Annotated in this window: 10 protein-coding genes; 9 read left to right on the plus strand and 1 reads right to left on the minus strand. The window is 49.0% G+C overall.

Annotated elements, in window-relative coordinates; translation table 11 throughout:
* Positions 1-381 precede the first annotated feature (381 nt).
* The 8 genes from glnA (COY37_RS06710) to COY37_RS06745 all read left to right on the plus strand — a co-directional run bounded on the left by glnA (COY37_RS06710) (position 382) and on the right by COY37_RS06745 (position 7,469).
* Positions 382-1,704, plus strand: a complete 1,323-nt coding sequence (gene glnA / locus COY37_RS06710) for a type I glutamate--ammonia ligase (RefSeq protein ID WP_286678252.1) — start codon at positions 382-384, stop codon at positions 1,702-1,704.
* A 118-nt stretch (positions 1,705-1,822) separates the two neighbouring features.
* Complete coding sequence (gene glnA, locus COY37_RS06715) at positions 1,823-3,238, plus strand: type I glutamate--ammonia ligase (protein ID WP_286678253.1); 1,416 nt, start codon at positions 1,823-1,825, stop codon at positions 3,236-3,238.
* Positions 3,239-3,388: 150 nt separating this feature from the next.
* Complete coding sequence (locus COY37_RS06720) at positions 3,389-3,703, plus strand: CapA family protein (RefSeq protein ID WP_286678254.1); 315 nt, start codon at positions 3,389-3,391, stop codon at positions 3,701-3,703.
* A gap of 108 nt (positions 3,704-3,811) precedes the next feature.
* On the plus strand, positions 3,812-4,486 hold the full coding sequence (locus COY37_RS06725; RefSeq protein WP_286678255.1) for a dienelactone hydrolase family protein: 675 nt from the start codon (positions 3,812-3,814) through the stop codon (positions 4,484-4,486).
* Between the two features lie 51 nt (positions 4,487-4,537).
* A complete protein-coding gene (locus COY37_RS06730; protein WP_286678256.1) occupies positions 4,538-5,080 on the plus strand; it encodes a PAS domain-containing protein in 543 nt (180 codons plus the stop codon).
* A gap of 26 nt (positions 5,081-5,106) precedes the next feature.
* Positions 5,107-5,430, plus strand: a complete 324-nt coding sequence (locus COY37_RS06735) for a PAS domain-containing protein (protein WP_286678257.1) — start codon at positions 5,107-5,109, stop codon at positions 5,428-5,430.
* A 56-nt stretch (positions 5,431-5,486) separates the two neighbouring features.
* A complete protein-coding gene (locus COY37_RS06740) occupies positions 5,487-5,960 on the plus strand; it encodes an ATP-binding protein (RefSeq protein WP_286678258.1) in 474 nt (157 codons plus the stop codon).
* Between the two features lie 153 nt (positions 5,961-6,113).
* Entirely contained in the window at positions 6,114-7,469 is a 1,356-nt protein-coding gene (locus COY37_RS06745) for a hypothetical protein (protein ID WP_286678259.1), read from the plus strand.
* Positions 7,470-7,545: 76 nt separating this feature from the next.
* Here the strand turns inward: COY37_RS06745 and COY37_RS06750 are convergent, their stop codons facing one another.
* A complete protein-coding gene (locus COY37_RS06750) occupies positions 7,546-7,884 on the minus strand; it encodes a P-II family nitrogen regulator (RefSeq protein WP_286678260.1) in 339 nt (112 codons plus the stop codon).
* Between the two features lie 70 nt (positions 7,885-7,954).
* Between COY37_RS06750 and COY37_RS06755 the strand changes: the two genes are divergently transcribed.
* Positions 7,955-8,262: hypothetical protein (locus COY37_RS06755; RefSeq protein WP_286976925.1), on the plus strand; the 308-nt coding region annotated here is incomplete at its 3' end.

An 8,262-nucleotide genomic window follows, 5' to 3' on the forward strand; every position in this document is an offset into this window, starting at 1 on the left:
TCGGTAGATAGAGGATTGAGACCCGGTGGTCGGGTTGTGTGTCCACAAGGACGTACAGGTTTAAGAAGTAACCCCTAAAGAAGCAACGGCAATCCGTCCCGGAGCAGCTAAAATAATCTCGCAGATGCTTCCATAATTGTGCATCATACGGATATAATAAGAAGGGCTCACCAATCGAGCCTTTTTATAATTTTTGACTATAGTTTGACGGTTTTTCCTGTTCATCCGCTTGCCTGAGCACCGTTTATTCCAATCGTAATAACAAATTAATCCTGATGTAACATAATCGTAACATTTGAGCTATATAATCCTTTTTAGCTGGTTATTTAGCTGTATAATTAGTTGGTTGAAAAGGATTATAATCGTAAAGGGTGTTAGCCTTTGAAAAAAGATCAAGAATACGTTTTAAAGATCGTCAAAGACAAAGACGTGAAGTTTATCCGTCTTTGGTTTACCGATGTTCTGGGTTTCTTGAAGAGCTTTGCGATTGCCCCCGCTGAGCTTGAGCTGGCATTTGAAGAGGGGATGGGCTTTGACGGCTCATCAATCGAGGGATTTACCCGCATCGAAGAATCCGACATGATCGCGGTTCCCGACCCCAATACCTTTGCGCTGCTCCCCTGGTCGAAAGATGTAAAGGTCGCCCGGATGTTTTGCGATATTCAGACTCCTGACGGCGAACCGTTTAACGGCGACCCGCGGTATGTCTTGAAAAGGAATCTCGAAAAAGCCGCCAAAATGGGATACACCATGTACGTCGGCCCTGAACTCGAGTTCTTCTACTTCAAGGACAGTAACGGCACAGAGGTGCTGGACAGAGGCGGTTACTTTGACCTCACCCCACTCGATCTTGCGACCCCTTACAGAAGAGAAACGATATTCGCCCTTGAAAGCATGGGCATCACAGTCGAGTATTCCCACCACGAGGTCGCTCCGAGCCAGCATGAGATCGATTTAAGATACGCCGACGCCCTGGCGATGGCTGATAACGTTATGACCTACCGTCTGGCGGTAAAGCAAATCGCGCAGGAATCCGGCGTATATGCCACATTTATGCCGAAGCCCATCTATGGTGAGAACGGTAGCGGTATGCATACCCACCAATCGCTTTTCAAAGGCGATGCAAATGCGTTTTTCGATCCTAAGGATGAGCGCAACCTTTCAAAGGAAGCAAAAAGTTACATCGCCGGCATCCTGAAGCATGCAGGCGAGATCACGGTTGTTCTTAACCAGTGGGTCAATTCATATAAAAGACTCGTTCCGGGCTATGAAGCGCCCGTCTATATTTGCTGGAGCCGCCGCAACAGAAGCGCGCTCGTGAGAGTTCCCATGTATAAGCCGGGCAAAGAGACGGCGACAAGGATTGAGCTGAGAAGCCCCGATCCCGCTTGCAACCCATACCTGGCATTTTCGGTGATGCTTGCCGCCGGTCTTGAAGGAATCGAGAAGGGCTATGAACTTCCACCCGAGGCGAGCGATAACATTTACGAGATGACGAACGAGGAGCGCACGGCCGCCGGTATCGGCACGTTGCCTGAGGACCTCTATGAGGCAATAAAAATCGCTGAGAACAGCGCGTTATTAAGAAAAGCCCTTGGAGATCACGTTTACGAGTACTTCTTGAGAAACAAGAAGGCCGACTGGGATGCATATAAAGCCCAGGTCACCGAGTTCGAGCTTAACAAATACCTGCCCATGCTGTGAGGGGGACGTTGTTTCCTGTGTGTGAGGGGGACGTTGTTTCCTGTGGGTCCTAAATAGCGTTTAGGACCCACAGGAAACAACGTCCCCAATAACGATAACATTTAACGGAGGAGAAAGCATGACAACGCCTAAAGAAGTATTGGCATTCGCCAAGAAAAACAATGCTGTCTTTGTGGACCTGAAATTCATCGACCTGCCCGGCGTTTGGCAGCATTTCGCGGTTCCCATCGACGAACTAAGTGAGGAGAGCTTTGAGGATGGCTTCGGATTCGACGGATCATCGATCAGGGGCTGGAAATCAATCCACGCATCCGATATGATTATCCTCCCGGATCCAAGTACCGTCATTATGGATCCATTCAAAAAGTATCCGACCATAAGCCTGATCTGCGATATCGCCGACCCGATCACAAAAGAGCCTTACGATCGCGATCCGCGCTACATCGCAACCAAGGCGACTAATTACATGAAATCAACCGGTGTCGCCGATGCCGCATACTTCGGCCCTGAAGCCGAGTTCTTTATCTTCGACGATGTAAGGTACGACCAGAATGCTCATGAGGGCTACTACTTCATCGATTCAATCGAGGGCACTTGGAATACCGGTTCGTACGAAGAGCCAAACCTTGGCTACAAGCCGAGACACAAAGAAGGGTATTTCCCGGTACCACCGACCGATAGCCTTGATAATCTCAGGGCCGATATGGTTACCGTAATGCAGCAGGCCGGCATCTATATTGAAGCCCAGCATCACGAGGTTGCAACCGCCGGCCAGGGCGAGATCGATATGCGGTTCGGACCGATGATCAAGACCGCCGACGACCTCATGCTCTTTAAGTACATAGTAAAGAACGTCGCCGTGGCAAACGGTCGCACAGCAACCTTTATGCCGAAACCGCTATTTGGTGATAACGGTTCGGGTATGCACACCCACCAAAGCCTCTGGAAAGACGGCAAGCCGCTCTTCGCCGGCAACGAGTACGCCGGCATAAGCGAGATGGCGCTTTTCTATATCGGCGGCATCATCAAACACGCAAAAGCCCTCGCGGCTCTAACAAACCCGACCACAAATTCATACAAGAGGCTGGTTCCTGGTTTTGAGGCCCCGGTTAACCTTGCATACTCAGCAAGAAACCGCTCGGCTTCAATCCGTATCCCGATGTACTCACCATCGCCGAAGGCCAAGAGGGTAGAGGTCAGGTTCCCCGACCCATCATGCAACCCATACATGGCCTTTGCAGCTATGTTGATGGCCGGTCTTGACGGAATCGAAAACAGGATTCATCCGGGAGAGCCGATGGAGAAAGATCTCTATGAGCTTCCGCCGGAAGAGATCGCGAAGATCCCGCAAATGCCGGGCGCATTGGATGAGGCGCTCAACGCACTTGAGAGCGATTACCAGTTCTTGCTCAAGGGCAACGTCTTTACCGAGGATGTTATCAAGGCCTGGATCCGGTATAAGAGGGATAACGAAGTAGACGCCCTTCGTCTGCGTCCGCATCCACATGAGTTCTACCTCTACTACGATATCTAAAACGATATCTAAAATCGAAAGATAGTTCTCAAAAGAAACCAAAGAGGCCCGCTTTTAAGTGGGCCTCTTTGGTTTCTTTTTTTTACTCTCTGTTACTTAACCCTTAATTGCTGAATCTTAGATACCGCCACAGTTGGGTACATCATAAAAATGACGAGAAAAATTACTGTGGCATTTATCGGTGATGTAATGCTTGGCCGTGGTGTTAACGAAGAAATAGCATATCGACCGCCAGAATATTTCTGGGGCACGACATTGCCGGTTTTGCGCTCTGCAGACGCCGTTATCGCTAACCTTGAGTGTGCGATCACCAATCATGAAAAAGAATGGCAGGAAACGCCTAAGGCGTTTTACTTTCGTGCTGACCCTAAAGCAATAGATGTACTCAGATACCTTGATTCTGCCGGAATCTATCACCCGTTATTAGTACATCCGAAGGTTTGGGGTTATCCATCGAAAAGGTAGCCGGCAGGGTAAGTAGATGAGGTGTGGGTGGGCTTATAAAAAGGAATAAAAGCCAAGGGTGGTAAAATCTAAATACAAGAAGCGGCTAATAGGTGGTGGTTAATACACATGGAAGATACAAGCCAAAACAAAAAAGAACTCACAATACCGATTGGCACTATCAGCCTTAAAGGGAATTTAGATATCCCAGAAGGCGCTCGAGGCATTGTTTTGTTCGCTCACGGGAGTGGAAGCAGCCGATTCAGTCCTCGAAACAGGTACGTTGCCGGAGTTCTTAACGATTCCGGCCTTGCCACGTTATTATTTGATCTTTTGACGGAAGAAGAAGAAAGAATTGATATGATAACGGCCGAACTTAGGTTTGATATCAAATTACTTGCCAATCGGCTTGCCCAAGTCACCGATTGGATAATTAATAATCCTTCCACCAAGGATTTAAAGGTCGGCTATTTTGGCGCCAGCACTGGTGCGGCTGCGGCGCTGATTGCGGCCAGTCTCAATCCAGATATCATCTATGCAATTGTTTCGAGGGGTGGTCGTCCTGATTTAGCGGGGGCGGCTTTACCTAATGTTAAAGCGCCGACGCTTTTAATCGTGGGTGGGAATGACCAGCCGGTTATTGAGATGAATGAAGACGCTTTAAAGCAAATCCCTGCTGAAAAACAGCTTGTAATAATCCCGGGGGCGACCCATTTATTTGAAGAACCCGGAGCGTTAGAGGAGGTCGCACGCCTCGCCAAAGATTGGTTCATTAACTATTTGGTACCCATACCGGGTGATTAAAGTGACCCTGGAAAGCAACTAGATAAATAACAATATGATCATGGGGGAAACTTGAAAAAGGTATTTTCAAGAGAAAAGCTAGAGCAAATGGTCGAGACCATCCCCGATGGCATTATCGTCGTAGACCGACATGGCCGTATTGTGTTTGTTAACACTACTACAGAGAGAATTCTCGGTTTTAAGAGAAACCGCGGGAAGCCCGTTCAGGCGGAAGATCGCCTCTTATCTCAGATCATGGAGATAGACATGCTAGCACACGGCGGAGAACATGCTTACGAACGCCCTGATGGTACTCGGGTAATCATATCCGTAAATGCCTCGCCTTTTCATAGCACCACAGGCGTTGTTGAGGGCACGGTTCTATCGCTAAGGGATATCACCGAGCTCAAGAAGGCAGAACAGGAACTAAAGTTTAAATCTTTGCTGCTTGATAGCGCGATAGATTCTATCATCGTACACGACCCTCAAGGAAAGATCATCTATGTTAACGAAGCGGCCTATAAAACCAGGGGATATACGAGAGAAGAGATTATGGCTATGCCGTTACGAAAGCTGGTTGTACCAGACGATGCGAGATTAATAAATCCAGGATAGAGTCTCTATTAAAAACTGGCAGCGCTGTGTTTGAGTCCGCCCACTTAAAGAAAGATGGGACTGTTATGTTTGTGGATGTACACGCTCGCGTTGTTGAATTTGAGGGAAGGAAAATAATCGCAAATATTGTACGAGATATTACCGACCACAAACGGGTGGAGGAAGCGCTCGAGAAAAGCGAAGCCGGTCTTGCCGAGGCACAACACGTTGCCCAGTTCTTAAATTTCGCTCATCCCGACGATAGGGAGTTAGTTAAGAAATCAATCGATGAAGCCTTATATGAAAATAAGCCTTTTAGTATTGATCACCGCATTGTTTTACTTGATGGCTCGGAACGGTTCAAGATGTAACCGAGCGCAAACTGGCAGAAGAGATACTTGAGAAAAAGCGGCAGCTAGAAAAGCAGGTGTACGCCGATGCAATGATGGCTGTAACCGGTGGCCAGTTCATGCTTTGCTCCTATGAGGATATCGGGCAGCAGCGCCGGGGCCAGACGGTTCTTAGACAATTCGTGGCCAGGCCGGAAGAGATATATCCACTCCGCGCTTTTCTTGACACATTCTTAGCAGGTCGAGGAGTGGCTCTCGGCCGCAGATATGAGGTCGAGTTTGCTGCAGTGGAGGCTCTGACAAACAGCGTCAAATATGCTGGTGGAGGCAAGTTGGAAATTCGCACCGACAAAGCTTTGCAGATCGAGCTGGCCGATTCAGGTCCCGGCATCAACTTCTCGATGCTGCCGCGCTCAGTTCTTATGCTCGGCTTTTCTACTAAGGGCACTCTTGGTTTTGGCTTTACTATTATGCTTGAGTTTGCCGATCATCTCTACCTCGCTACTGGCCCAGCCGGTACCACAATCATTCTTGAATTTAACTGGAGCTAGGCCGGCTGCCACCTGGGGAACTTTCTCAGAAACTCCCATAAGCGGTCCTTTCAGGATTCCGGCGAAGATCAACCGGCATACATTCTGTTATTGACGGACGGCCAACCGCATTCTATTATCAGAATACAGTACCAATCCAGCGAAGGAGAAAACATGAGCCACCACCCTTCCTTCAAGATGCTTCTTGCAACCATCTGTTTTTCGTTTGCCCTTTTTTTGTTGATTATGACGGGATGCGTTAAAACGCCGGTCCGCCAGCTTAATAACAAAACCGCTCAGCCATCCAAGACCTGGGTGATTTATCCCGAAGGATATGGCGGAACCAACCAGTATGATTTGCCGAACAAGAGCCGCCTTATCAAGGTCTCGATGGATGGGAGTAAGCGGGAGGTGCTTGGTGATTTCAAAGGGCAGATCGATGATGTGGCGCTCTCGCCTATCAGCGGTAGGCTGGCGTTTACTGCAGAGGGCACATTGAAGGTCATGGATTTGAGGAGTAAAAAGGTTGTCTCCGATATAGCCCATAAATCGAAGACTACGTTTATTGATGCGAAAGGGACTAAAACCGAGAGTTTTACCTGCTCGTGCGTCAATGAAGAGATACACTCACCGGTTTGGTCGCCCGACGGCACTACGCTTGCTTATATTAGAAAACATTATGGACTTGGGTTCAATTGGGCCACGCTCGATACTCTTGACGTGAAAACCATGTATTCGAGCCAAGCCGCACAGGATGACGGCAACTTTGTCAAGGCTCTGCTTAAGGCGTGGGTTCCCGGCACAAACTCGGTTATCGTTGATATTTCAGAGAACCGAGTCGATTGTTATAGACCGCAGCATTTGGGCGTGCTCGATCTCGGTAGTTATAAGGTGAAAGACATTGTGGACAATACGCGGTTTGTTGGATTTTGGAAGGGCCCGACGCTGCTCTGCTATGACATTATCCCGCAGGAGTATCAAGAGAAGATGCCGTCAGGTGAGAGGTCCGGCATCCGTTTTAACGCCCGGAATCTTGGCGGGATAACAGTGCCTAATAGCAAAGAGGTGGTGGGGCCTCTAAACCACTATATTAAAGAGCCCGTGGCGATGGCAATCGCAAATGCGGGGGATGTCTTTTACGCCGACACTTATGTCTCGGGGACGACGTTCAGGACATACCGTACCTACCGCCAGGGCAAAGCCACCTACCATAAAATTCCCATAATGGATTACAGCAGGTTTTGGAGGATTAGCCCCCTCGGTAAAAGAACCCTGGTCGCCAAAGAGAAGGACTATTATATAAGGGACATGTGGTGCAGCCAAGACGGCCGCTATCTCGCGTTCTACCGCACCCCGTTTGCCGCAGCGGAATCGACGGGACCCTGGAGGGAACTTGTGCAGCTTGCGGTTTGCGATACGAAGACCGCAAAGGTAAAGGTGCTGGCGGATGCAGCGGATGGCCGGATTGGCGTTAACCGTGGGGGACCTTTCCCAACGGGCGTTTCGCTGGCGACATATACCGAGCATTAGGCCGTTACTTCTTCATAGTCAAAGCTCTACCCCGATCATGGGCGGCATATAGAGGAGCAGCGGCACGAGAATGAGGTTATAGTGCATCCTCACCGCGTTCGCCCGTCCGTATCCGAATAACCTCGTCAACCGGGTAGACGAAGATCTTGCCGTCGCCGATTTCGCCGGTGTGGGCGGTTCGCTGTATCGTCTCAACGACTTCATCGACAAGATTGTCGGGCACTACGACCTCGATGCGCACCTTGGGAAGGAAGCGCACCTCATAGCTTGAACCGCGGTATGTTTCGATGTGGCCCTTCTGCCTGCCAAAACCCATCGTTTCTTTGACCGTCATCCCGCGGATGCCGGTTTTTAGTATCGCTTCTTTTACGTCATCAAGCTTAAAGTGCTTGATGATGGCCACTATCATTTTCATAAAGTGATTTTAAGTCTAAGATGGTAAAATGTCGATGTATGCAGACATATAAACGGAGATGGAAGCGGCTATGGATACGGTTATAAAAGAAATGTCGTCTAAAACTCCCGATCCCGAGCGGTCGTCAAAGAACCTTGAACGACTTTTGCTTAACGCACCCGGTGTTTTTACTACACACGGGGATTTTATCGAGATCGCGGCCCGGCTGTTTTCGTACAGCCAATTTCTGGCGGATTACTGCATCAACCATCCCACAATTCTTGAGCACGCACTGGATACTCTCCATGAGCAGATTACCAGGGAAAAGATTATCGCCGAGATTACAGGCGTACATCCGCAGGACAAAGCTGCGGGCATGAGGCTTTTAAGGGATATTAA

The organism is Candidatus Aquicultor secundus, assembly GCF_002791875.1.
In the GTDB taxonomy this organism is placed as follows: Bacteria; Actinomycetota; Aquicultoria; order Aquicultorales; family Aquicultoraceae; genus Aquicultor_A; species Aquicultor_A secundus.

Excerpts from the sequence above, each read along its gene's own strand:
- glnA (WP_286678253.1), top strand. The coding sequence starts at position 1,823 with ATGACAACGCCTAAAGAAGTATTGGCATTCGCCAAGAAAAACAATGCT.
- COY37_RS06720 (WP_286678254.1), top strand. The coding sequence starts at position 3,389 with ATGACGAGAAAAATTACTGTGGCATTTATCGGTGATGTAATGCTTGGC.
- COY37_RS06725 (WP_286678255.1), top strand. The coding sequence starts at position 3,812 with ATGGAAGATACAAGCCAAAACAAAAAAGAACTCACAATACCGATTGGC.
- COY37_RS06745 (WP_286678259.1), top strand. The coding sequence starts at position 6,114 with ATGAGCCACCACCCTTCCTTCAAGATGCTTCTTGCAACCATCTGTTTT.
- COY37_RS06750 (WP_286678260.1), bottom strand. The coding sequence starts at position 7,884 with ATGAAAATGATAGTGGCCATCATCAAGCACTTTAAGCTTGATGACGTA.